Origin of the sequence: Streptomyces niveus (genome assembly GCF_001723055.1) — a bacterium.
Taxonomy (GTDB): domain Bacteria; phylum Actinomycetota; class Actinomycetes; order Streptomycetales; family Streptomycetaceae; genus Streptomyces; species Streptomyces niveus.
Window position 1 is genome coordinate 1 of the sequence record NZ_MDCR01000257.1, and the last position, 23,267, is coordinate 23,267.

Genomic DNA, 23,267 nt, shown 5'->3' on the forward strand with positions numbered 1-23,267 from the left:
GAGATTCGCAGGTACGGCGACGGGGCGGTCGCCGTCACCTGCTGGTGTCGCGGCCCGAGCCGCCCGGCGTCAGAGGCGGGACTTGCCGGCCTCGTGGGCCTCGGCCTTCGCGGCGGCGGCGCGCTCGGCGGCCTTCTCGGCCAGCTCGGCGCCACGGTCCTGCGGCGCGGCCTGCTTGGCGGAGCGGGAGGCCGACGCGCTCGCGGCGGCGGTGTCCCCGGTGACGGCGCCACGGATACGCGCCAACTCGCCCACGACCAGGACGGGGTTGTTGCCGGTCGCGGTGAGCGAGCCGCGCACGATCGCGTTGTCGAGCACGGAGTTCGCGGTGTTGTCGGTGATCGCCAGGTTGCCGCCGAAGTACGAGGCGCCCGCGCAGGGGCCGAGCGCGCCCTCGCCGCCGATCTGGAGGTTGTCGGCGTTGCCGGAGTACTTCGCCGCGCCGTACACCTCGCTGGCGCAGAACACGCCGCCGAGGGCGTTCCCGTTGACGGTCAGCGCGCCCTTGACGGTGGAGTCGTACACGTCGGTGTACTGGTTGCCCTCGCCCGTCAGCGCCGCGTTGAGGGTGCTGCCGGAGACGTACAGCTCGCCGCTGTCGGTGCTGACGTTCCCGCCGAGGGTCGAGTCGACCGCGTAGACGAATCCCTCGGTGGCGTCGACCGCCTTGAGGCTGCTCTTCTCCAGGTGTGTGCCGAACGCGGATTCGGTCGTCAGCGTGCCCTTGACGGTGGTGTCGGTGAGGTCGAGGTAGGCGTTCTCCTCCACGTTGACCGCGCCGTTGAACGTCGCGCCCGCCGCCACGAGGTCGGCGCCGGCCTCGACCGTCACCGAACCCTTGACCTTGGTACCGGTGAGGGTGCAGGACTTCCCGGCCGGAACGACCAGGTCGTTGCTGACGGTCACGGCCCCGCCGTCACCGACACAGGTGGTGTAGAGAGCGGCCTGGGCGGAGCCCGAGAAAGCCACCAGGCTTCCGGATGCCACCAGCGAGGCCGTCGCGATGAACGTACGGATCTTCATGTCGCTTCCCTTCAGCTGCGGTCACGGCAGAGTCGGTGACCCGGCCGGTTTCCCGTCCTGCGACGGGGGTGCTGCACGGTGCGTGTGCGACGAACGCCGTGGTGGCGATCGACGCAGCGCCTCGTGACGGGCGGTGGCCCGGCCATGGGGGGAGAGACGTGGAAAGACTCGTGGGGTGACGGGTGTTCGAGTGAACGCCCGACGGCTGCGGTGTTACCGCGACGAAACAATGTCTCGGTGGGCCGAGACATTAGAGCGCCACGTGAAGACTGTCCAGAGGTTCGGTATGAATCTCGGCAACTTTCTAATGATTCATCAAAAGGTGTGCTGTGCCCGTGGGAAAGGCGGCGGAAAGTCCGCGGGGACGGCGGGGGAGCGCAACGGCGGTGTCACGTGCGCGCGTTCGCGGTCGCGAAGGGGACTGTCCAACGCGGGGTGCTCAGGGGCGTGATGAAGCCGCGCGCGCCTCGTCGTACGCCTCGCGGGCCGTGAACACCGCGTCCAGCCGCCGCTCCGTCCAGCGCGCCAGTGCCCACACCTGCTCGGCCGCCTCGCGGCCCAGGTCGGTCAGCGAGTAGTCCACACGCGGCGGGATGACCTGCTTGGCGTCGCGGTGGACGAAGCCGTCCCGCTCCAGGGTCTGAAGGGTCTGGGCGAGCATCTTCTCGCTGACTCCGCCGACCGTGCGGCGCAGCTCGCCGAAGCGGTACGACCGCTCCAGCAGCGCGGCGAGCACCAGCACGCCCCAACGGCTGGTGACATGTTCCAGTACCAGCCGGGAGGGGCACATCTGCCGGTTGACGTCGGGAGCGATGATGCTTTCGTCCATTCCGGTACCTTACTTCAAGGTGGGTACTTCCTCTGAGTAAGTGTGGAACATATCGTTGATCCAGCGAGTTACGAACCAGTGCCAGACATGGCAAACCGTAAGAAATGGATAGGGCGCCTTCATGAGCATCGTCGTCACCGGAGCGACCGGACACCTCGGCCGGCTCGTCATCGAATCCCTGCTGACCGCCGACGTGCCGGCCGGCGAGATCGTCGCCGTCGCCCGGGACAGGGCGAAGGCCGCGCCCCTGGCCGCGCGCGGTGTCGACGTACGGATCGCCGACTACGACCGGCCCGAGACTCTGAGGGACATCTTCCGGGCCGGCGACCGGGTCCTGCTCGTCTCCGGCAGTGAGAACGGCCGCCGCGTACCGCAGCACAGCGCCGTCGTCGACGCCGCGCGGACGGCGGGCGTCGCTCAACTCGCGTACACCGGCGTACTGGGCGGCCCCGACGCCGACTTCGAACTGGCCGCCGAACACAAGGTCACCGAGCAGCTGATCCTGGACTCCGAGCTGCCGTACACCTTCCTGCGCAACGGCTGGTACACGGAGAACTACACCGAGAACCTGGCCCCTGTGCTGGAGCACGGCGCCGTCGTGGCGGCGGCGGGCGAGGGTCGCGTCGCGTCCGCGGCGCGCGCCGACTACGCGGCGGCGGCAGCGGCCGTACTGACCGGCGAGGGGCACCTGAACAAGGCGTACGAGCTGTGCGGAGACACCGCGTGGTCCTTCGACGAGTACGCGGCGGAGCTGTCCCGGCAGACCGGCCGGACGATCGTCTACAACAACGTCCCCGACGAGACGCTGTTCGGCATCCTCAAGGGCGCCGGGGTGCCCGGGCCGATGGTCGGCGTCCTGGTGGACGTGGACAAGGCGATCGAGCGCGGCCTCCTCGTCGGCACGACGGGCGACCTGTCCCGACTGGCGGGCCGCCCCACCACGCCGCTGGCCGACACGATCGCGCAGGCGCTGAAGGGCTGACGCGCGGGCGGGACCTTTGTGGGCCGTTGACCAGGTGGGCCTCCGCCTGGTCAACGCGGCGGTCTTCGCCTGCCAGAGTCTGTTCACGAGCGCGAAGTGACCGAGGTGATTGGTGGCGAACCACGCCTGCCGTCCGAGCCTCGCGGGACCTCGTGGTGGCCCGCCCGGCTCCGTCGGGACTTGAACTTGCCGTAGGCGTCAAGTTCTACCGTCGTCGCGACCCGTCGTCCCCGTCCTGAGGAGTCGCGATGACCAGCGCTGTCCCTGCCACCCACGGTGAGGTGTGGCTCCGTGCCCGGCCCGACGGAGTGCTCGGTACCGACCACTTCGAGGTGGTGCGTGTGCCGGTCCCCGACGTACGGGCCGGGCAGGTGCTCGTGCGTAATCGGCTGATGAGCGTCGTCGCCGTGATGCGTACGCTCATAGAAGGCGGCGCCGGACTGCCCATTCCGGCCGCCGCGCTCGGCGAGCCGCTGTGGGCGCCCGCCCTCGGCGAGGTGGTCGCGGCGCCGGGCGGCGAGCTGGCACCCGGCGATCTCGTGACGCACGGCCTCGGCTGGCGCGAGTACGCGGCCGTCGACGTCGCCGAGGCCCGGCGCGTCGACCCGTCGGAACTGCCCGACCCGGCCGCGCACCTCTCCCAGGCGATGACGGCCTGGCTCGGCGTCGTACGGGGCGCCGAAGTACGGCCCGGAGACACGGTGTTCGTGACCGGCGCGGCCGGCGGTGTCGGGACGATGGCCGGCCAGTTCGCCCGGCTGCGCGGCGCGGAGCGGGTGATCGGCAGCACGGGCTCCCGGCTCAAGGGCGAGTATCTGGTACGGGAGTTGGGGTACGACGCCGTCGTCGTCCGGGGAGCGGCGGCGCCGATCGAGGAGCAGCTGCGCGAGGCGGCCCCCGACGGCCTGGACGCGGTCTTCGACAACGTCGGCGGCGAACAACTCGTCGCGGCGCTCGCCGTGGCCCGGCGCGGCGCGCGCGTGGGGCTCGTCGGCGCGCTGTCCGGCCAGCTCTCCGGCGGCTTCACCGCGCCCATCCGGATCGACACCGGTTCGCTCATCATGCGGGGGATCACGCTGCGCGGGATGTCGGGCAGCGATCATCTGGACGCGATCCCGGAAGGCATGCGGGAGTTCGGGCGTGGTCTGCGCGAGGGGAGCATCGTCTTCCCGCACGCGCGGCTGCCGGGCATCGACCAGGCACCCCGGGCGCTGTGCGAACTTCTCGAAGGGCGTCACACGGGCGCCGTCCTGGTGGAACTGTGAGCGGTGACGGAGGGATCGGAGATGCGTATCGGCGATGCGGCGGCCGCCGCGGGCCTCACCCCGCGCGCGCTGCGGTACTACGAGGAGGAGGGCCTGCTGCGGGCCAGACGCATGGCGTCCGGTCACCGGGAGTACGGCCCCGAGGACGTCCACCGGTTGCGCGCCGTACGCCGGCTGCTGGAGACGGGGCTGACGATCGGTGATCTGCTGGCCTTCATCGACGTCCTCGACATGGTCTATCCGATGGACGGTGAGGACGCGGGGCCGGGGCCCGTCGAGCGGCTGGACCACTGCCCGGTCGCCGAGGTGACCGCCCGTCGACTGGCGGCGCTGGACGAGCGGATCGCGCGGCTGGTCGAGGCACGGAACAGGCTGGCCGCCGGACTGGCGGACCGGTTCGGGAACGTGTTTCCCGAACCGGCCGCGCGTCAGGACGCCAACCAGGGCGCGGACCAGGGCGCCGACAAGGGCCCCAACCGGGGCGCGAAACGGGCGGCTTGACGGAAAAGACGGGTGTCGTACGCCACCCGCCCACCCCCTCTATTGGTTGATCTTTCACCGCACCGACACTTCCGGACGCTCGGCATGTCAACAACATCCGGAGAAGATGATCCGAGCATGTCAAGATGGCCGACACCCCCATGTCGCGGTCGATCAGGAGGACGCAGTGAAGAAAAGCTCGCGCATCCGGAAGGTCTCATTCACCCTTGGCAGTGCCCTCGCACTGGTCATCGCGTTTCCCGGGAACGCTCTCGCCGCCGATCCCCCCAACGCCCTGCCCGCCAACGCGGACGGACTGGAGCAGACGTTCCAGCCGGCGTACGACTACGACACGGACGGCTGCTACCCCACCCCCGCCATCGGCCAGGACGGGACCATCAACCCCGGCCTCAACCCGAGCGGCGCGCTCAACGGTCAGTGCCGGGACTCCTGGGACCTCGACAACACCAACGGATACTCGCGGTCCAAGTGCAACAACGGCTGGTGCGCGATCATGTACGGCCTCTACTTCGAGAAGGACCAGGCCGTGGTCGGCAGCGGCCTCGGCGGGCACCGTCACGACTGGGAGCACGTCGTGGTGTGGGTGCAGAACGACCAGGTGCAGTACGTCTCCACCTCCGCCCACGGCAACTTCGACATCCAGACCCGTGACCAGATGCGGTTCGACGGAACGCACGCCAAGGTCGTCTACCACAAGGACGGCATCGGCACGCACGCCTTCCGGCCCGCGAACAGCAACGACGAGCCGCCGGAGAACCACCAGGGCAGCTGGCAGTTCCCCCGGCTCGTCGGCTGGAACGGCTACCCGGCCGGTCTGCGCGACAAGTTGAGCCAGGCCAACTTCGGCAGCGCCGTCTTCGGCCTCAAGGACGGCAACTTCAACGGCCACCTGGTGAAGGCCAAGCCGGCCGGCATCCCGTTCGACCCCAACGCCTGACGCGCCCGCGCCGGGGGCGTACGGGCCGGCGCGCCCGCCCAACCGCCCCCGGCCCGGCCGCTGTTACTGTGACCGTGTGTTCCTCCTCCGTGCGTAGGACCCCGTAAAGACCGCGACAGCTCTGCTCGTCGCGGTCTTCCGGTGTCCCTGTACGGCCGCGGCGCCCGCACTCGCGCCGCCCTCCTTGAGGAACCACACCGCGATGCACTCGTACGCCGCTGTCCTGCGGACCCCGCACGCCCTGAGCACCTTCGGCGCCGCCCTGCTCGGCCGGCTCTCCTACGGGACGGTCTCCCTCTCCCTCGCTCTGGCGGCGAAGAAAGCCTCGGGCTCCCTCGCCGTCGCCGGCACCGCACTCGCGCTGTTCGGCGCGACCAGTGTCGTTCTCTCGCCCGTACGCGCCGCCCTGGTCGACCGGTACGGCCCGCGCCGGGCCCTCGTACCGATGGCGGTCGTGTACGCCGCCCTGCTCACCGTGTTCGCCCTCGTCACCCGCGACCACCCGGGAGCGGGGGCGGGCACGTCCGCCGTGACGCTGGGCACGCTCGCCGTCTGCGCCGGGGCCTGTACGCCGCCGCTCGGCCCCACGATGCGGACCCTGTGGAGCCAACTCATGCCGGACCGGCGGATGTTGCAGCGCGCGTACAGTCTCGACGGCGTCGCCGAGGAACTGCTCCTCGTCGCCGGGCCCCTGCTCGTCGGGATCCTCGTGGCGTACGCGGAACCGGCCGCCGGAGTCGCGGTCAGCGCCGCGCTCGTACTCGTCGGGACGGTCGCGCTCGCGCTGTCACCCGTGCCGTTCCCCGTACGGCGGGGGAGTGGCCGGCGGGGGAGCGCGCGGCGTGAGCGCACCACCCGTACCCGGCCGCGCGGTCTCGGGCAGCCGGTGCTGGCGGCGGCCGGGGTCGGACTCTGTCTGGGCGGGCTCGACCTGCTGGCGATCGCCTTCACCGAGGAGCAGCACAGGCCCGGCGCGGTGGCCTGGATACTGGCTGCGCTCTCGGCCGGCAGCGCCGTCGGCGGCCTGGCGTACGGCGCCGTCTCCTGGCGGTCCGCCGCCCGGCCGAGACTCGCCCTGATCTGCGCGGCGCTCGGTGCCGCGCTGGCGGCGGCGGGGCTGGCGCCGAACGTGTACGCGCTCGGCGCCGCCGCGGCCGTCGCGGGACTGTTCGTCGCCCCCGCACTGACCACCGCCTATCTGATCGCGGACGAGACAGCCGCGCCGGACGCCCGCACCCAAGCGGGCGCGTGGGTCAACACGGCGGTGAACGCCGGGAGTTCCGGCGGTACGGCCCTCGTGGGCGTGCTGGTGGGCAGGCTGCCGTCCCTCTGCTTCGTCCTGGTGGCCGCACCGGCGCTGGTCTGCGCCGCCGTGACGCTCCACGGCGAAAATCACCGGAAGCGGCACTGATCAAGGGGCTACGCTCACCGCACCCGAGAGCCCGCGAGAGCCCGCGAGTGAGGAGCATCGATGAGCCGCCCTCTGCTCTACATCGACGTGGACGGCCCGTTGAACCCGTACGCCGCCAAGCCCGAGCGGCGCCCGGCCGGCTACTCGACGCACCGGATGAAGCCCGAGGGCTGGATCGCCCAGCACCCGGGCACCCCCGCGGCCCAGGTGAAGCCGCTGCGGGTCTGGCTCAACACCGACCACGGACGACGGCTCCTGGAACTCGCCGAGCGGTACGAGCTGGTGTGGGCCACCACCTGGGGCGAGGAGGCGAACGAGTTCATCGGGCCCGTCCTCGGACTGCCCCCACTGCCCGCGGTGGAGTGGCCGATGGAGTCCGACCAGGAACCGGACGCCACGTTCTGGAAGACCCGCCCGCTCGTCGCGCATGCCGCCGGCAGGCCCTTCGCCTGGGTCGACGACGAACTCGGCGACGCCGACCGTACCTTCGTCGCGGCCCACCACCACGGATCCGCCCTGCTGCGCCGAGTCGATCCGCGGCTCGGCCTGCTGGAGGCCGACTTCGCGGCGCTCGACTCCTTCGCACGCGGCCGGTGACCTGGAATCGCCCACTTGACCTGAAGTTCGGTTGAGGTCCTAGCGTCATGTCTCGTTGATCACCGCGCGACGAACGGGAGAAAAACCTCATGATCCTGGTGACCGGGGCCACCGGAAACATAGGCAGCGCCCTGCTACGGGAGCTTCGGGCCTACGGCGTCGGACCGTTGAGAGGGCTCACCCGTGAGCCCGCGCGGGCGGCGTTCCCCGAAGGGGTCGAGGCCGTGGCCGGCGACCTCGCCCACGCGGCTTCGCTGAAGCCCGCGCTGGAGGGCGCGCGATCCCTGCTCCTCGTGTCGCGCCGGGGCGCGGACGCCGAGATCATCGAGGCGGCCAAGGCGGCCGGTGTGGAACACGTCGTACTGGTGTCGTCCATCACCGGTCAGACCCATCCGCATCTCGGCCCCGCCGTAGAGAACCTGGCCGTCGAGCGGCTGCTCAAGGACAGCGGCATGACGTGGACGATCCTGCGGCCGACCCAGTTCGCCTCGAACGCCCTGCTGTGGGCCGAGGCGATCCGGGGGCATGAGGCGGTCCGTCTGCCGTACCCGGACATCGGCCTCCCGGCCATCCACCCCGCCGACATCGCCTCGGTGGCCCGCGCGGCACTGACCGAGCCCGGCCACCGGGGGCGGACGTACGCGCTGACCGGTCCGGAACGGATCACGCCCCGGGAGCAGGTCGGCGTCATCGCGGCGGTCCTGGGGCGGGACATACCGCTCACCGAGATCAGCCGGGCCGAGGCCCACGAACAGCTGGCCGTCTTCCTGGGCGACGAAGCCGCAGCCGCCGTACTCGACCTGACGGGCGGAGACGTCAACGACGATCTCCTCCTGGTGCGCGACACCGCGCCCCGCACCAGCGGTGTCCCGGCCAGGACGTTCCGGCAGTGGGCCGAGGAGAACGCCGCGGCCTTCCGCTGACCGCCAGGCGCGGAACGCCGCCCGGCCGGGACCCGACCCCGGTCGTCGGGTCGCGGCCGGACGAGTGTGATCAGGGGCCCGCCAACAGCGCCTCCAGCGCCACCGCCGTGTCCGGATGCCGGGCGGTGAGGACCGCGCCCGACGCGGCGGGAGCCGTCGTCTCCCACGAGCCCTCGTAACCCAGCAGATCCGCGACCGAGTCGCACGTCTCCGGATACGCGGCGAGCAGCGCGGCACCCGTACGCGCGCCGGCGGCAGGCCGGGCCTCCACGACCGTCGGGGGCTCCAGCCACGGTGGCACCCACGCGTCCAGCGCCGCCAGCCGGCCGGGGAAGATCCGGCCCGCCTCACGGATCAGCAGCGGCGCCAGGTCGGAGCCGTCGGCCCGCAGGGTGCTGATCAGGGTCGGCAGCCACGGCAGCAACACCGGATCCGGCAGCCGTGCGAACGCGTTGGACACCGCCTCCACGACGAAGTCCGCCAGCTGCGGCACCGGCTCCAGCGCGTGCAGGAACCCGCTCAGGTAGCGCGGATAGGCGGGCACCACCAGCGGATTGCCGAGCAAGTCGTCGCACAGGGAACGCAGTTCGGCACGGGAGAGCTGTCCCAGCTGGACCTGGGCCGCCCACCGCAGCGCCACCTTGGCCGGCTCCTTCGGATGCGACTGCGCGAACGCCAGGTCCAACTGCGTACGGTCGCAGCCCAGCGAGAGCGCCAGACTCTCCATGCTGAACAGGAAGCCCAGCATCGCGGCGACCTGCCGGACCGTCGCGTCCTCGTCGCCGAACGCCGTCGGCAGCAGGGTGCAGTAGTGCGCGTACCCCGTCTTGACGAAGGACTCGATCCACGGCGGCAGCACCGGCTCACTGGTCCGGTAGTACGCGAGCAGCCGGCGCACCCGGCGCAGCACCTCCGGCGCGCCGTCCACGCTGCGCTCGGTCGCCAGGACCTCCAGGGCGCGCGTGCCCAGCTCGTCGGCGAGACGGCGGCTGCGCAGATACAGCGTGGCGTCCTCCACCGCCTTCAGGACATCCGCCGTCGTCGCCTGCGCGTCGTACGCCCGGCGCCGCAGACGCTGCTCAAGCACCTGCTCGATGGTCACGCCCTCGTACCCGAGCTCGATCAGCTCCCGCTGATGAGTGCCGAGCGCCAGGTCCCAGGACTCCTGGATGGGCTGCTCGCCGAGCCGCCGCTCACCCATGATCGCCCGCGCGGCGCCCCACGGCAGCAGATGGCGCAGCATCCACAGCACGTCGGAGCAGCGCGCCAGCTCCGGACTGGCCGCCATGTCCAGCAACGCCCTTTGCACACCGCGCTGTTGGAGTTTGAGATTCAGCGGCGCGAGCCGGTCGTGCACATCGCGCGCGAGCGGCGGCAGGGCCTCGTAGCCGACCTGTCCGATCCGGTCGCCGCCCATCATGATCTCCACGATGCGCCGCACGTCACGCCGGCCAGGCACCGAGTCCTTCTCGACGCAGGTGATCGCCGCGTCCTGGAAGTCGTACGGCGTCGGCCTGGCCCGGTCGCGCATCCCGGCCAGCAGGATCGACGTCTCGAACACGGCGATGGCGTCGGCGGTGGAGGCCAGATAGCCGTTGCGGCGCGCGGCGCGCACGATCTCCACCGACCAGCCCAGCAGTTCGGCCTCGTCCAGCGGGTCGAGGACCGGCGCGCGCCGCAGGAAACCGGACAGCTTGTCCGAGGCGACGTCCGCGACCCCGGGGACGACGGGGGTGAGCGGGACGGCCGCCTTCGCGGTCTTCGCCGGTTTCTTCGCACCGACCTGCCCCTCCAGCCGGAACGGCTGGACGCGGGTCCGCTTGAGATTCTTCGCCCACTGGGTCGCGGCGATGGACACCGAGCCCGCGGTGAGGCCGAACTGCGCCTCGATCGCCGAGTGGCTGGAGGGAATCAGACCGTGCTGCCACACGCTCGCGCTCGGCGGACCGATCTCGAAGGTCGCGGCGCCTCCGACACCGAACTCCTCGACCCGGCTGGCCGCGTGGAACGCGCCGCAGACATAGAGACAGTCCGCGGGATCCGTACCTGACGCGGCGAGATGCTCGCGCATCCTCGTCCACATGTGGCGCTCGCGGTCCTCGTCCACCCGGACCCGCTCGGCGTCGCCGGGCGCCAGCCGCCGGAAGAGGCTGCCGATCAGCAGCATGACCTGCCGGTAGGTGTCGTGGTCGCTGTCGCCGAGCGGCAGCTCGACGTACTGGTGCCACCACTCCGACCAGTGCCGCACCCGGCCGTGGCGCAGCAGATGCTCCTCCAGCTCGGCGAAGCGCGGGCGCAGGTCGCCGATCTCCACACCGACGGCGTCGCCGTGCAGCGCCGCGTCCTCCTCGGCCGGCGGTGTCTCCGACGGCGCGTCCGGCGCTTCCGGCTCTGCGGACCGGTCCTCCGCAGACCCGCCGGCCTGCCACTGGAAGACGTGGTCCGACGAGCGGTCGACGAGGACCAGCTCCACGCCCGGCGTGTCCAGCGCGTAGGCGATCGCCTGGTACTCGGCGGACGCCTCGGTGATCGGAGCGACCACAGACAGCGGCGCCCAGTCCGCCGGGAAGCCCTTGACCTCGCTGGCGAACGCCTGCACCGCCACCGGGAGCCGGCAGTTGCGCAGCTCGGACAGGAGCGGCGCCATGTCCTCGCACAGCTCCAGATAGACGACCTTCGGCCGCTTCTCCCGCAGCCGCCGCGCCATGGCGATCGCCGAGGCGGGGGAGTGGTGGCAGACGGGGAAGATCTCCAGTGGCTCCCGGACCGCGCGGTCGACGTCGTCGACGATGCCGAGGAGGATGCCCTCCAGCGCGTCGGGCCCGTCGGCCAGCGCCGTCGCGGCCTCCCGCAACTGCGTACGCAGGGCCTCGAAGACCGCCTCGTCCTCCCGCACGGGGCTCACGAGAGGGTGGCGATCGCGTCCCGACCGCCCTCCAGGAACTCCGGCCAGGAGCCGCCCTGTTCCTTGCTGCGCGGCTCCACGACGCCGTGCAGATACTTGTTGAGGATGGCCAGGTCCTCGGGCTCGCGCCGCGCCAGCGATCCGACGAGCGAGGAGGCGAGGGCACGGGCGGTCAGCTGACGCTCGCCGAAGAAGTTGCTGTGCAGGATCGCGTCCTCCAGGACGCCGATCTGCTCGGCGCTCGACAGCGCGGACTCCAGCTTCTCGTCGTCGCTGCCCGCCGCCGCCGCGGAGGCCCGTAGATCCGCGAAGCTCTGGAGCAGCACGTCCAGGAGCGTCGGCGGCACGTCCAGCTCGATCCGGTGCCGGCGCAACAGCTCCTCCGTACGGAAACGGACGATCTCCGCCTCGCTCTTCCTGTTCGTCACCACCGGGATACGCACGAAGTTGAACCGTCGCTTCAGCGCGGAGGACAGATCGTTCACGCCCCGGTCGCGGCTGTTGGCGGTGGCGATGATCGAGAAGCCGGGCTTGGCGAAGACGATGCTGTCGCTGTCCAGCTCCGGGACCGAGATGTACTTCTCCGACAGGATCGAGATCAGCGCGTCCTGGACGTCGCTGGTGGAGCGGGTCAGCTCCTCGAACCGGCCGATCGCGCCGGTCTCCATCGCCGTCATGATCGGCGAGGGGATCATCGACTCACGTGACTGGCCCTTGGCGATGACCATGGACACGTTCCACGAATACTTGATGTGGTCCTCGGTCGTGCCGGCCGTGCCCTGCACCACCAGGGTGGAGCTGCGGCATATCGCCGCGGCCAGCAGCTCGGCCAGCCAGCTCTTGCCGGTCCCCGGGTCACCGATCAGCAGCAGGCCGCGGTCGGACGCCAGGGTGACGACGGCCCGCTCGACGAGACTGCGGTCGCCGAACCACTTCTGCGGGATCTCCCGGTCGAGCCCGTCGGCCCGCTCCGAGCCCAGGATGAACAGACGGACCATCTTCGGCGAAAGGCGCCACGAGAACGGCTTCGGACCGTCGTCCACCGACTCCAGCCAGTCCAGCTCCTCGGCGTACTTGATTTCGGCGGGAGCGCGCAACATGTCTGACACAGCAGGGCCTTTCTAAGCGAGAAACGTCTTGAGTTCGTGAACGAGCTTCTGGATGTGGCCGGAGATCACCGGTGTGCCGAGCGCCTTGAAGCGCTCCCGGAACCAGGGGTTGACCTCCTGGCGGCCGGAACTGGTCACCGAGCCGACCGGGATGAACTTCACGCCGGAGCGGTGGACTTCCTCGATGCCCTCGAACAACGGCTGCGAGCGGTCGAACTCGTAGAAGTCGGAGATCCACACCAGCACCGTGTTGCGCGGCTCGGTGATCTTCGGACGGGCCATCGCCATCGCGACCGGACCGTCGTTGCCACCCCCGAGATTGGTGCGCAGCAGCGATTCGAACGGGTCGTTGACCCAGGGAGTCAGATCGATCGCGCGCGTGTCGTACGCGATCAGATGCACATCCACCTTCGGCAGACCCGCGAAGATCGACGCCAGAATGGTGCAGTTGACCATCGAGTCGACCATGGAGCCCGACTGGTCGACGACCACGATCAGCCGCTGGGGCGTCGTCTTGCGCGCGGTGTGACGGTAGAAGAGGCGGTCGACATAGAGCCGTTCCTCCTCGGGACTCCAGTTGGTGAGGTTCTTCCAGATCGTGCGGTCCAGGTCGAGATTGCGGTACACCCGCTTGGGCGGCACCGAGCGGTCCAGGGCGCCGACCGTGGACTTCTCCACCTGCGTACGCAGCACCTCGGCGACCTCTTCGACGAACCTCCTGATGAGGGCCTTCGCATTGGCCAGCGCCACGCCCGACAGATTGCTCTTGTCGCGCAGCAGCTGCTCGATCAGCGACATGCTCGGGGTGAGCCGCGCCGCGAGCGCGGGATCGGCGAGCACCTCACGCAGCCGCATCCGCGAGACCAGGTCCGCTTCGATGGCCCCCAGCTCCGGGCCCATCCCCGGAACCAGCCGGTCGAGGTCCGGCCCGCCCGGGCCCCGAGCGGGGCGACCGCCGCGCAGCGCACCGGGCTCGCAGCCCAGCGCGCGCTCCAGCCAGTCCGCGTCGGACTGCCACTGCGCGAGCTGACCGGCGGTGACCGTGCCGGAACCACCGGCGGGCGCGTAGACGTTGAGCAGCACCTTCGACACCAGCGCCGCGCGCCGCACCTCGGCGGCACGGTCGCGTCCGTCGCCGCCGATGTCCGTGTCGTCCCCGGGCGCGGACGGCGGCGCGGGCACCATCAGACCGTCGAGTTCGGCGGCCAGCTCGGGATGCCGCTGCACGGTCGAACCCACCGAGACCTTCGGGTCCAGCAGCGCGGCCGGCAGACCGATGTCCTCGACCACGGCGAGACTCGCCGACTCCAGGGCCGCCTGCTCCTCCGGGTCGAAGAGCCGGGCGAGCAGACGCCAGTACAGCACCTGGCGGCGGTTGTCGTCGGCACTCACCTCGGGGCTCCGGCCGGCCGCTTCCGTCGAATCCGTCGAATCCGTCGTTCCCGTCATTTCCGCAACAGCCTTCCCGCTCGCTCACGCAGGACCGCTCCGGCGTCGGTGGCGGCCTTCTCGGCCTTCACACCCGCCTTGTCGGACGTACCACCCGCCCACGCCCCGGCGTGGATCGCGGCGGGCTTCTTCCGTACGAGGGTCTCGACGGCGAGCGGCTGGACGGTGAACGCCCCGGCGTCCCAGCGGAGCAGACCGATGCACGCCACCGACGCGGCCACCGCCTCGGGCGTGAGCGGTCCGGCGGCCGGGATCCGGTCGGTGTCGACCGCCAGGCCGTGCCCGGCGAGTGTGAACGTCAGCCCCTCGTCGCCCTGTTGAGCGTCGTACCCCTCCAGGAAGACCGGTGCGGCGATCCGCGCCGGATGCCGGTCCAGGGGCGCGGTCGCGGCAGCCGTGGCGGTGGACATGGCGACGCGGGCCGTGGCGAAGGCGTCGGCCGGCTTGCCCGTACGAGCCCGCTCGTCGCTCCACACCAGGTCGCCCCCGGCGGTCAGCGGCATGTCGGTGAGGTCCATCGAGCGGCCCTCACTCACCGCTGCCAGGAGCGACATGTGCGGGCGCAGAAGCTGCCAGAGGCCGGCGCCGACGACCGTGTCGGGCTTCGGTACGGAGACGCTCGCCCGCACCAGACGGGGCGCCGCGCCGTCCGCCGGCTCGAACACCGCGTGCACCTGCGCCTGGACGGCGGTCGCGTGCTCCTGCACGTCCACGCCCAGTGGCAGCAGACGCCCGGTGGCCGTACCGGTCACGGGCACGTCCGCCGCACCGGGCACGGTCAGGATCATCGCCCGCGACCACAGATCGGCCCAGCGGCGAACCGGGACCCGCTCCAGGGTCGACCCGGGGCAGCACGCGGCGAGTTCGGCGGCGAAGCCGTCGAGCACCGTCGCCGCGCGGCGCAGCTCCGGGTCCGGCAGCATCGCGGAGACGACGGGCGCCGCCCCGGAGACCACCTCGTGGTCGATGCCCTGCCAGCCGCCCCGCGCCAGGTCGGACAGCCAGGAACGGGCCGCGGCGAGCAGATTCCCCGCCTGTCGGCCGGCGGGGGCCGCTCCGCTCTCCTCGGCGCGGGCCCGGCCGGTCGCCTCCTCCACGCGGGCCGTCAGCGCGTCATGGACGGAACCGACCAGGGCCGTGCGGGCGGCGGCGAGAGCCACGAAGTGGTCCTCGCTCGCGGCGCCCGCCGCCGCCTTCTCCGCCGCCTCGGCGACCCGCGCGGCCAACGGCGTCCCGGCGACGGCGCCGGCCAGCTCCGTCAGACCCGTGGTCAGGACGGCGTGCGGACGGAGCAGGCCCACGACAAGCGCCTTGTCGAAGGCGTCGACAGCGGCCATGGCCTCGTCGACCCCGTCGACGGTCTCGGCGAGCAGGTCGGTACGCATCAGGCCACCGCCCTGGTCGGCGGGAACCACTGCATCTCCGGCAACGGGCCCGTCGTCGGGGCGAGTTCCAGATACGCCAGGTGGCGCAGGAACCGGCTGAAGACGGGCGCCGCCGCCGCGGTGTCGCCCCGCGGCGGACGCGCGCCGGTCATGCTCGTGGTGAGCGTCTGGGCGCTCGGCTCGCCCTCGGTCTCGACCCGGAGGTAGCGGGCGACGCGCTCCGCGCCGTACTGGAGCACCGCCTCGTTGACCAGGGTCCGGATGTGATTGCAGAACCCGCCCCGCGCGCCGCCGCACGGACGGTTGTTGTTGGTGCTGCAGGCGTACGCGAAGGTGCCGGCCCCGACCGACGAGACGTACACCCGCTCGATGTCCGATCCACTGGACACCACACCCTGGAGGCGTCCGTCGGCCAGCTCCACGAAGGGGACCTTGGCGAGCTTGCGCGGCCGGGCGGGCGGAATCACCCGTGCCATGCTCGACCTCTCCCAATCCGACACCGCACCATCTCCTTTTCAGCAGGGGGGACTTGCGCGCCGCCGTAACGGCGGAACACGAACGAACCTACTGGTGACCACTGACAACGCCGATCACGATCCACAGCCCGGCGAACGCCCCCGAGACGCCCGCCACGAACGCCGTACCAGGTCCGCCGACAGCGCCCTACTAGGCTCGCTCCGCATGACCGACCGCGTTCTCAGCCTGCTCCGCTCCCGCCCCGAACTGGCCGCCCTCGCCGCGTTCCCCTTCGACTTCGACATCGACCGGGCGTACCACCTCGAAGACGTCCACCTCGCATCCGGCGCGTCGCTGGAGCCCATCGCCGGGGACGACACGGGCGGCACGTACTTCCTGTGCGCCGGTACGGCCGTGCTGTACGCCTCCTTCGAGGGCGACGCCGTGCTGATCGCCGACAGCGTCACCGAGGCGCTGGAGACGATCGTCCGGATTCCCCGGTACTGCGAGAACATCTCCGCCGACCTCGACGAGGACCGGCTGCGCGCCGAGGTCGACGCCGCCGACGAGGAGGCGCGCGAGGAGTTCGCCCCCGAACTCGACGCGCAGCGGGCCGCGTTGCTCGCCGGACTCGCGCTTCCCGACCGCCCGCTGACCGAACTCGTCGCCCTGTCGGAGTCGGCCGGCGAACGCACCGAACCGGACCACCTGCTGCTCAACTCCCTTGAGCTGAGGGCCTATCGCCTGCCAGGCGCACCGGTCCGCCGGCCGCTGCGGGACCTCGTGCTCGGCCCCGGACGGACGGCTCTCGCGCGCGTCCGCGCGGGCGAGCCCGGAGCGCGGGAGGACGCCGTCGCCGACGCCGTCCTGCGCGCGGGCGTGGTGCGGGCGGCGCAGTACGACCGCCGGGACGGCGATCTGCCCCTGCTGCGGCTGCTTCTGGAGCGCGAGGCTGCCGAGCGGACCGAGTGGTACGAGGAGCGCTGGATCGCCGCGATGCTGGTGGCGCTGCACGGCGAGGAGGCGGATCTGCCGCTGCTGCGGGCCGCGCATGCCCCCGGTGCCCGCGACTGGGCGCTCCGCGCCGACGCGGAGAAGTACGGCCGGGACCCGGAGACGGAGAGCGCCTTCACCTGGATCGAACTGGCCCGTCGGCAGGGGAGAACCGAACATGCCCGGGTCGCGCTCATCCGCATGCTGGACGACGCCGGCCCCGACGCGGATCACCTCGGCGCACTGAGCCAGGCCCTGGAGCGACTCGGCGACCACGCCCAGGCGGCCCGCGCCCAGTCCGCCCTCCTCACCCTCCAGGACACCGACCGCGACCGCGCCTGCGCGGCGTACGTCCTCGCCCGGCTCGAACGCCACAAGGGCGATCTCCCCGCAGCGGGCCGGGCGCTGGAGCAGTCGCGGGCAGCGGTCGCGGGCCCCGCGAAGGACGGCACGGTCGCGCAGTGGCACCGCCGCGGCCTCGGCCGCCTGATCACGGAGCAGCACCTGGAACTGGCCCTCGCGGCGGCCGAGTCCGGCGACGCCCCGCTCGCCCGCGAGACCATGCGGCACGCGAAGTCGCTGCTGGCGACGATCGGCAAGGGATTCGCCAAGTCACTGAGCGGGCTCTCCACCCGCGCGAAATGGGCCGTCGCCGGGTTGGACCGCGCCCCGGGCACCCGCGCCGACCGACGGGCGCCGATCCGATCGGTACGACGTCCGGTAGGCGCTCGGAGTCACTCCCACCTCCCGCCGGAAGAGGTTGCGGAAGTTCGAGGCCGTACCGAAACCCGTCGCCCCGGCGATCCGCTCGACCGACCAGTCGGAGTCCTCCAGGAGCCGCCTCGCGCCGATGATCCGCTGCGAAGCGACCCAGTGCATGGGAGGCATTCCCGTCTCACGCGCGAACCGCCGGATGAAGGTGCGCCGTGACAGCAGACTGTGGTCCGCCATCCGCTGGACAGTGATCGGCGAGCCAAGATTGCTGATCACCCATTCCCGAGTCGCGCGCAGGTCGGCCCGCGCGGGAGTCCGCGCGTCCACGTACTGGGGCTCGTTCGCGCCGCGTACAGGAGAGCTGACGACCTCCTTCGCCATACCGTCCGCCGCCGCGATCCCGAAATCGGTCCGGACGACATGAAGGCACACGTCCATTCCGGCACTCGCACCCGCGGACGTGAGAATTGCCCCGTCCTCGACGAACAGCTGATTCTCCACGACGTCAACTCCCGGATGTGTTTCCCGAAGCAGGTCGGTGAATTGCCAGTGCGTCGTGGCTGCCCTGCCGTCCAGCGTCCCACTCGCCGCGAGCGCGAAAACACCCGTGCACACAGCGACGATACGAGCGCCCCTTTCCACGGCGCCGCGCAACGCCTCGACATAGCTCGCCGGGATCGGTTCATCGGGATTCTCGTAGCCCGGAATCACGACAATGTCCGCGCCCTCGATGTCGGAGAGCGAGTGCGTCGGCCTGATGTCCGCCGCCACGACCTGCGACGACTCGTCGCCGGAATCTCCGCACACCAGGACCCGATAACCCGGGTGCCGACCGAACACATACGCCGGAATGCTGACGTCCAGCGCGTACAGTCGCGGCACCGCGAGAATCGCGACAACTGTCTTCTCGTCTCCGGAGTGCAACAACGTCCCCTTGTCTCCGTGTTCCCCGCCCAGGGTAGCCCACCGGCCCCGCTTCCGACCTGGCGTCCGCCGCGGCACGATCCTTGCTGAAAGTGGCACGCCACCGCCTGGTCCGGACCGGTCCCGCCCTCTACCGTTCAAAGGGAATTCACTTGCCGACGAATGGGAGCGGGCGTAATGAGCAGGACGCGGCAGGACCAGACCGAAAGCTTCGGCGTCCCCTGGGAGGAGAGTTACGGGTATGTTCAGGCGATCAGACGGGGCGACACCATCTATCTCTCCGGTCAGGTCGCCCATGACGGGAAGGAACTCGTCGCACCCGCTCCCGTCGACGATGACGGAAAGGTCACCGATTTCGGCAACATGGGCGAGCAGCTGCGCCAGTGCTACGCCAACGCGGCGCATTTGCTGAGCCGTTTCGGCGCCTCACTGGACGACGTCGTCGACGAAGTCATCTACGTCCTCGACGCCGACGCGGGCGACGCCGCCGCGGGCCCGGTGCGCAAGGCGGCGTACGGCCGGCCGGACCCCCAGGTGGCGAGCACCATGATCGGCACCTCCCGGCTGGCCTTCCCCGAACTGCTGGTCGAGGTCAAACTCGTCGCCCGGGTCTGACGGCCCCCGGACCGTACGCGGCTAGGGCAGCGAGCCGCCCGTCACATCCAGCCAGTGCCCGGTGATCCAGCGGCCGTCGTCCGACGCGAGGAAGGCGACCACACCGGCGACGTCGTCCACCCGGCCGACCCGGCCCAGCGCCGACACGGCGGCGGCCCGCGCCCAGGCCTCGTCGCTCGTCCGGATCTGGGGCGCGGTGTTGTCGGTGTCGATGATGCCGGGCGCGACCGCGTTCACCGTGATGCCCCGGGGGCCGAGGAGCTTGGACAGATCGCGGGTGAAGACGTCCAGCGCGCTCTTGCTCATCGCGTAGGCGATCAGGTCCGGCATCACGGCCGCGTGCGTCAGCCCCGTCGACACGTTGATCACCCGCCCGCCGTCGGGCATCCGTTCCAGGCCGAGCCTGGTGAGGAAGAACGGCGCGCGGGTGTTGACCGCGAACAGCCGCTCGTACTCCGCCTCTTCCATCTCCTCGTACGTGGTCGACGTCCCGATCCCCGCGTTGTTGACCAGGATGTCCACCCCGTCCGCGTGCCGGTCGAACTGTGCCCACACCGCCTGCGCGTCGCCCGGCGAGCCCAGCTCCGCCCCCAGCGCGAACGCCGAACCGCCCGCCTTCTCGACGGCCCGTACCGTCTCGGCGGCTGCCGCCGCGTTGGTGCCGTAATGCACGGCGACCCGCGCCCCTTCCTGACCGAGCCGCACCGCTATGCCCCGCCCGATGCCCCTGCTGCCGCCGGTGACCAGTGCCGTTCTGCCGGTGAGCACACCCATGGCCGACGCCCCCTCTTTCTCTAGTGACCGCTACAGAAAGGACCGTAGCAGATATCTAGCGGCCACTACAGAACGCGTTAGGATGAGCGCATGGCCACCAAGCAGCGCGGCAGACCCCGCTCCTTCGACCGCGAAGCGGCGCTGGAACGGGCGACCATGGCCTTCTGGGAACACGGCTACGAGACGACGTCCATCACCGATCTCACCGACGCCATGGGCATCGGAGCACCCAGCCTGTACGCCGCGTTCGGCGACAAGAAGACCCTCTTCGCCGAGGTCGTCGAGTCCTACGCGGTGCGCTACGGCTCCTTCGGTGCCCGCGCGCTCGACGAGGAGCCGACGGCCCGCGCCGGCTTCGCGCGGCTGCTGACCGAGACGGCGGCCGTGTTCACCGACCCGTCGCACCCCCGTGGGTGCCTGATGATCTGCGCGGCGGTCAACTGCGCGACCCCTGAGGTCGATAACGCCCTGCGGGAGCGGCGCGAAGCCAACATCGCCGGCTTCGAGAGCCGAATCCGCGCCGACATGGCGACGGGCGAACTGCCCCCGGACACCGACCCGTCCGCACTCGCCCGGTTCATCGGCGCCATCATCCAGGGCATGTCCCAGCAGGCGCGCGACGGCGCAACGGGAGCGGCACTCCAGGGCGTCGCCGACGCGGCGATGCACGCCTGGCCCGCCTGAGAAAGCCACGGACTCCTCGCAGCGGGCCGATCGCTACGATCGCGACGTGTGCGCAAACATCGTGATCGCCGAAGACGACGCCAAACAAGCCGAATTGGTGCGCCGCTATCTGGAACACGAAGGGCATGCCGTCACGGTCGTCCCCGACGGCCGCGCGGCCCTGGAGGAGGTCCGGCGCGGGGAACCTGACCTGCTCGTTCTCGATGTGATGATGCCCAGGACCGACGGCCTCGACGTCGTACGCATCCTGCGCGCCGAGTGCCGCGAGGTACTGGTGCTGATGCTGACCGCCCGCAGTACCGAGGACGATCTGCTGCTCGGTCTGGACCTGGGCGCTGACGACTACATGACCAAGCCGTTCAGTCCACGGGAGTTGACGGCCCGGGTACGGACACTGCTGCGCCGCAACCGCCGTTCCGCCGCCTCCATCGAGGACGAAGCGCTGTCGGTGGGCGCGCTCCGGATCGACACCGCCCGGCACGAGGTGTCGGTCGCGGGAACACCGGTGGTGTGCACCCCCGGCGAGTTCCGGATCCTCGCCGCGATGGCCATGGAGCCCGACCGGGTCTTCAGCCGGGAGCGGCTTCTGGAGGAACTGCACGGCTTCGACAAGTACATCAGCAACCGCACCGTCGACGTGCACATCATGCATCTGCGCAAGAAGATCGAGCACGCCCCACGGCGCCCGGCCCGCCTGCTGACCGTGTTCGGCGTCGGATACAAGCTGACGGACCCCGCGAAGGAGGCACGCCATGCGCCGTCGTGAACCGGAACGGCGGCGGCGGGAGCGGGGGAGACCGCGGCTGCCTCTGCGCAGGAGCCTGCTCGGCCGGCTGCTGATCGTGTCGGTGCTGGTGGCGTCGTGCGCGGTCGCCGCCACGGCCTGGCTCGCGGTGCAGACCACCTCCGGAGCGATCCGGCAGGAGCAGGGACAGGACCTCAGCTCCGACGCGAAGATCTACAACACCCTGCTGGGGTACGCCGCCACCCACCCACGTTGGGAGGACGTCGAGGACACCGCACGCGAACTGGCCCGGACCTCCCAGCGCCGGATCGTCCTGACCACCGAGGACCGGCGCCCCCTGTTCGACTCCGCCGGTGCTTCGTCCGTCGCCCCGCTGCCGGCCCAGGCCTCGGCGGTCGTCGACCCGTTGTCCGTCGACACGGTGCTGGTGCCCGATGCCATGACCGCGGGCTCGGACCGCATCGATCCCCGGGCCGTGGGCCCCTTCCTGCTGCCCGCGAACGAACGCACCGAGCTGCGGGCGATCACGGAGAAGCAGGTCGCCTGCCTCAACTCGGTGGGCGTCGCCGCCGATGTGGTCGACGGCCCGAGCGGGCGGCCCCGCATCGAGTTCGTACGGGGCGACACCGACCGCGACCTGGAATTCAAGTGCGTGGCACAGAACTCGGGCGCCACCCTGACCGAGAAGAAGGCCCTCGACGAGCTCAACACACTGGCGGACGCCTGTCTGAAACGGCAGGGGCACAAGGGCGCCACCCTCAACCTCGACCTGTCCTGGGACCGGGGCTACGGCCAGATCACAGCGGCCGAGAAGCAGTCGGCGGAGAAGCAGTCGGCGGAGAAATACCCGAGCGAGAAGTATCCGGCCGAGAAGAAGGCCGCCGCCGTCGAACGCGGCGACGACCGGGCCATCGCCTCCTGCGTCGGCAGCGCCCGCCGCGAACAGCTCACGGACCATGTCGCCGCGCCCGCCCTGCTGTTCATCGACGGCACCGGCGCCGTCAGCGTGCCCGGCTTCGATCTCTCACCGTCGAACACCGCGCGCATCGTCGGGGTCACGGCCCTCGTCCTGGCACTGACCGTGGGCGTCTCGGTGATCGCCGGAGCCCGGCTCGTACGCCCCTTGCACGCCCTCACCGGCGCCGCCCAGCGGATGCGGGACGGCCTGGACTCGGCGCCGGTGCCCGTCGGCCCGGACAACGAGATCGGACGGCTGGCCGCGGCCTTCAACGACATGGCGGTGCACCGCGCCCGGCTGGAGGAGCAGCGCAAGGTGATGGTCAGCGACGTCGCCCACGAGCTGCGTACTCCGCTGAGCAACATCCGCGGCTGGCTGGAGGCGGCGCAGGACGGTCTGGCCGACCCGGACCCGGCGTTCGTCTCCTCGCTCCTCGAAGAAGCGGTCCAGCTTCAGCACATCATCGACGACCTCCAGGACCTGGGCGCGGCCGACGTGGGCGCGCTCCGGCTGCACCCGGAACCGGTGTACGCCGACGAACTGCTGGGTCAGGTCGCCGCCGCCTACCAGGGGCCGGCCGAGACCGCCGGCGTCACCCTCGGCGTCGCCACCCCGAAACCCGGCCCGCCCGGACCGACGCTGTACGCCGATCCGGTGCGGCTGCGGCAGGCGGTGAGCAACCTGGTCTCCAACGCCGTACGTCACACACCGTCCGGGGGCCGGGTGACCCTGCGTTCGTACCGGACGGGCCCCGGCCACGGGGACGAGGTGGCCCTGGAGGTCTCCGACACCGGCGCCGGAATCCCGGCGGACGACATCCCGCATGTGTTCGACCGCTTCTGGCGGGCGGAGAAGTCCCGCAACCGGAGTACCGGTGGCAGCGGCCTGGGCCTGGCGATCGTACTCAAGCTCGCCGAGGCGCAGGGTGGTACGGCGAGCGTCGTGAGCACCGAGGGGAAGGGATCGGTCTTCACCCTGCGACTGCCGCCCGCGCCCGCCGAAGCGCCCGCCGACGCGACAGCGGCCGAGGCGGCGGCCGGTCCCGACGGCCCTGATCCGATCAACATGACGCTCTGACAGCTTCTTCA

The 23,267-nt window shown here is 71.1% G+C and carries 20 protein-coding genes; 11 read left to right on the plus strand and 9 right to left on the minus strand.

The window, feature by feature from the left end; translation table 11 throughout:
• Positions 1–69: 69 nt before the first annotated feature.
• On the minus strand, positions 70–1,023 hold the full coding sequence (locus tag BHU15_RS26375; RefSeq protein ID WP_069629460.1) for a hypothetical protein: 954 nt from the start codon (positions 1,021–1,023) through the stop codon (positions 70–72).
• A gap of 439 nt (positions 1,024–1,462) precedes the next feature.
• A complete protein-coding gene (locus BHU15_RS26380) occupies positions 1,463–1,852 on the minus strand; it encodes a winged helix-turn-helix transcriptional regulator (RefSeq protein WP_069629461.1) in 390 nt (129 codons plus the stop codon).
• 121 nt (positions 1,853–1,973) lie between these two features.
• Between BHU15_RS26380 and BHU15_RS26385 the strand changes: the two genes are divergently transcribed.
• The 7 genes from BHU15_RS26385 (at position 1,974) to BHU15_RS26415 (ending at position 8,468) form a co-directional block, all read left to right on the plus strand.
• Complete coding sequence (locus BHU15_RS26385) at positions 1,974–2,834, plus strand: SDR family oxidoreductase (protein WP_069629462.1); 861 nt, start codon at positions 1,974–1,976, stop codon at positions 2,832–2,834.
• A 248-nt stretch (positions 2,835–3,082) separates the two neighbouring features.
• Positions 3,083–4,099 carry an MDR family NADP-dependent oxidoreductase gene (locus BHU15_RS26390; RefSeq protein ID WP_069629463.1) on the plus strand — a complete coding sequence of 339 codons (1,017 nt, stop codon included), beginning with the start codon at positions 3,083–3,085 and terminating at the stop codon, positions 4,097–4,099.
• Between the two features lie 21 nt (positions 4,100–4,120).
• Positions 4,121–4,600, plus strand: a complete 480-nt coding sequence (locus tag BHU15_RS26395) for a MerR family transcriptional regulator (protein ID WP_079128395.1) — start codon at positions 4,121–4,123, stop codon at positions 4,598–4,600.
• Positions 4,601–4,766: 166 nt separating this feature from the next.
• Complete coding sequence (locus tag BHU15_RS26400) at positions 4,767–5,537, plus strand: NPP1 family protein (protein WP_069629465.1); 771 nt, start codon at positions 4,767–4,769, stop codon at positions 5,535–5,537.
• A gap of 202 nt (positions 5,538–5,739) precedes the next feature.
• On the plus strand, positions 5,740–6,948 hold the full coding sequence (locus BHU15_RS26405; protein WP_069629466.1) for an MFS transporter: 1,209 nt from the start codon (positions 5,740–5,742) through the stop codon (positions 6,946–6,948).
• Between the two features lie 60 nt (positions 6,949–7,008).
• Entirely contained in the window at positions 7,009–7,545 is a 537-nt protein-coding gene (locus BHU15_RS26410; protein WP_069629467.1) for an HAD domain-containing protein, read from the plus strand.
• Positions 7,546–7,634: 89 nt separating this feature from the next.
• Positions 7,635–8,468, plus strand: coding sequence for an SDR family oxidoreductase (locus tag BHU15_RS26415; RefSeq protein WP_069629468.1), 834 nt, complete (start codon positions 7,635–7,637; stop codon positions 8,466–8,468).
• Positions 8,469–8,538: 70 nt separating this feature from the next.
• On the opposite strand, the gene BHU15_RS26420 is transcribed toward BHU15_RS26415, so the two are convergent.
• The 6 genes from BHU15_RS26420 to BHU15_RS38630 form a co-directional block, all read right to left on the minus strand.
• A complete protein-coding gene (locus BHU15_RS26420; RefSeq protein ID WP_107422931.1) occupies positions 8,539–11,364 on the minus strand; it encodes a DUF5682 family protein in 2,826 nt (941 codons plus the stop codon).
• Between the two features lie 5 nt (positions 11,365–11,369).
• Positions 11,370–12,482 carry an ATP-binding protein gene (locus BHU15_RS26425; RefSeq protein WP_069629470.1) on the minus strand — a complete coding sequence of 371 codons (1,113 nt, stop codon included), beginning with the start codon at positions 12,480–12,482 and terminating at the stop codon, positions 11,370–11,372.
• A gap of 12 nt (positions 12,483–12,494) precedes the next feature.
• Positions 12,495–13,931, minus strand: a complete 1,437-nt coding sequence (locus BHU15_RS26430) for a VWA domain-containing protein (RefSeq protein ID WP_079128385.1) — start codon at positions 13,929–13,931, stop codon at positions 12,495–12,497.
• The gene (locus BHU15_RS26435; protein WP_069629472.1) at positions 13,928–15,346 is read right to left on the minus strand and encodes a hypothetical protein; all 1,419 of its coding nucleotides are present in this window, start codon (positions 15,344–15,346) and stop codon (positions 13,928–13,930) included. Before BHU15_RS26435 ends, BHU15_RS26430 begins: the two co-directional genes overlap by 4 nt.
• The gene (locus BHU15_RS26440; RefSeq protein ID WP_069629473.1) at positions 15,316–15,792 is read right to left on the minus strand and encodes a hypothetical protein; all 477 of its coding nucleotides are present in this window, start codon (positions 15,790–15,792) and stop codon (positions 15,316–15,318) included. The genes BHU15_RS26435 and BHU15_RS26440 overlap by 31 nt, the downstream gene beginning before the upstream one ends.
• A 1,585-nt stretch (positions 15,793–17,377) precedes the next feature.
• Positions 17,378–18,700: a GlxA family transcriptional regulator gene (locus tag BHU15_RS38630; RefSeq protein ID WP_141726891.1), complete on the minus strand. Its 1,323-nt coding sequence runs from the start codon at positions 18,698–18,700 to the stop codon at positions 17,378–17,380.
• On the opposite strand from BHU15_RS38630, the gene BHU15_RS26450 reads away from it, so the two are divergent.
• Positions 18,581–19,018, plus strand: coding sequence for a RidA family protein (locus BHU15_RS26450; protein ID WP_069629474.1), 438 nt, complete (start codon positions 18,581–18,583; stop codon positions 19,016–19,018). The genes BHU15_RS38630 and BHU15_RS26450 overlap by 120 nt on opposite strands.
• Positions 19,019–19,039: 21 nt before the next feature.
• On the opposite strand, the gene BHU15_RS26455 is transcribed toward BHU15_RS26450, so the two are convergent.
• Positions 19,040–19,792 (minus strand): SDR family oxidoreductase, encoded by a 753-nt coding sequence (locus BHU15_RS26455; RefSeq protein ID WP_069629475.1) that lies wholly within the window; start codon positions 19,790–19,792, stop codon positions 19,040–19,042.
• 90 nt (positions 19,793–19,882) lie between these two features.
• Here BHU15_RS26455 and BHU15_RS26460 point away from each other — a divergent pair, with 90 nt between their 5' ends.
• The 3 genes from BHU15_RS26460 to BHU15_RS26470 are packed head-to-tail and all read left to right on the plus strand — an operon-like array spanning position 19,883 to position 23,256.
• Positions 19,883–20,476 (plus strand): TetR/AcrR family transcriptional regulator, encoded by a 594-nt coding sequence (locus tag BHU15_RS26460; RefSeq protein WP_069629476.1) that lies wholly within the window; start codon positions 19,883–19,885, stop codon positions 20,474–20,476.
• Between the two features lie 46 nt (positions 20,477–20,522).
• Positions 20,523–21,242: a response regulator transcription factor gene (locus BHU15_RS26465; RefSeq protein ID WP_171908452.1), complete on the plus strand. Its 720-nt coding sequence runs from the start codon at positions 20,523–20,525 to the stop codon at positions 21,240–21,242.
• Positions 21,229–23,256, plus strand: a complete 2,028-nt coding sequence (locus BHU15_RS26470) for a sensor histidine kinase (RefSeq protein WP_069629477.1) — start codon at positions 21,229–21,231, stop codon at positions 23,254–23,256. Before BHU15_RS26465 ends, BHU15_RS26470 begins: the two co-directional genes overlap by 14 nt.
• Positions 23,257–23,267: the final 11 nt, after the last annotated feature.